The following is a 1,115-nucleotide window of genomic DNA, read 5'->3' as shown; positions in this document are numbered from 1 at the left end:
ATGGCGGGGATGGGAAGATTCGAACTCCCGACCAACTGGTTCGTAGCCAGGTACTCTATCCAACTGAGCTACATCCCCGCAAGGTTTGTGCTGATTTCCTCAGCGCGAGAAGAGATATATGCCTCTAAGCCCCGATCGTCAAGCACTTTATGAAAAAAGTGTTACAAAGAATTGGTATGTTGTTGACGGTAGACTGTTGGTCAGTATCGCCTGTCAGGGTGCTTTTCGTAATGATTACCTCTGGTGATTTTCAGGGGGACGTTACGAAAATAATGAGGAAGAGAAGTAGGAAAAATACAAAATCTTATCTAAGCCGTTCTAGCCTTGCTCTGGGTTAAGAAGTCTATTGGGGCATGGTTCTGTGTGGAATTGTGTTTTTATTCTTTTATACTAAGAACCTGAAGTACGTTGAGAAGGTGGTTTTTGCGAAAAAATTGCAGTGGGTGATACGAGGCGTGAAATAGATGAAGCGCACAGCAAAAAAAAGACTGTCAGTATGACTGACAGCCTTGCTTACCATGGCGGGGATGGGAAGATTCGAACTCCCGACCAACTGGTTCGTAGCCAGGTACTCTATCCAACTGAGCTACATCCCCGCAAGGTTTGTGCTGATTTCCTCAGCGCGAGAAGAGATATATGCCTCTAAGCCCCGATCGTCAAGCACTTTATGAAAAAAGTGTTACAAAGAATTGGTATGTTGTTGACGGTAGACTGTTGGTCAGTATCGCCTGTCAGGGTGCTTTTCGTAATGATTACCTCTGGTGATTTTCAGGGGGACGTTACGAAAATAATGAGGAAGAGAAGTAGGAAAAATACAAAATCTTATCTAAGCCGTTCTAGCCTTGCTCTGGGTTAAGAAGTCTATTGGGGCATGGTTCTGTGTGGAATTGTGTTTTTATTCTTTTATACTAAGAACCTGAAGTACGTTGAGAAGGTGGTTTTTGCGAAAAAATTGCAGTGGGTGATACGAGGCGTGAAATAGATGAAGCGCACAGCAAAAAAAAGACTGTCAGTATGACTGACAGCCTTGCTTACCATGGCGGGGATGGGAAGATTCGAACTCCCGACCAACTGGTTCGTAGCCAGGTACTCTATCCAACTGAGCTACATCCCCG

General features: G+C 44.7%; 3 tRNA genes. All 3 read right to left on the bottom strand.

The features are described from left to right. Position 1: 1 nt before the first annotated feature. The 3 genes from SP90_RS16370 to SP90_RS16360 all read right to left on the bottom strand — a co-directional run bounded on the left by SP90_RS16370 (position 2) and on the right by SP90_RS16360 (position 1,114). Positions 2-78 (bottom strand) — tRNA-Arg (locus SP90_RS16370). 441 nt (positions 79-519) lie between these two features. Continuing rightward, positions 520-596, bottom strand: a tRNA-Arg gene (locus SP90_RS16365). A 441-nt stretch (positions 597-1,037) separates the two neighbouring features. Then, a tRNA-Arg gene (locus SP90_RS16360) sits at positions 1,038-1,114 on the bottom strand. Position 1,115 lies beyond the last annotated feature (1 nt).

Source organism: Halodesulfovibrio spirochaetisodalis, assembly GCF_001672295.1.
Lineage (GTDB): Bacteria > Desulfobacterota > Desulfovibrionia > Desulfovibrionales > Desulfovibrionaceae > Halodesulfovibrio > Halodesulfovibrio spirochaetisodalis.
This window is presented reverse-complemented; position numbering and strand designations above follow the sequence as displayed.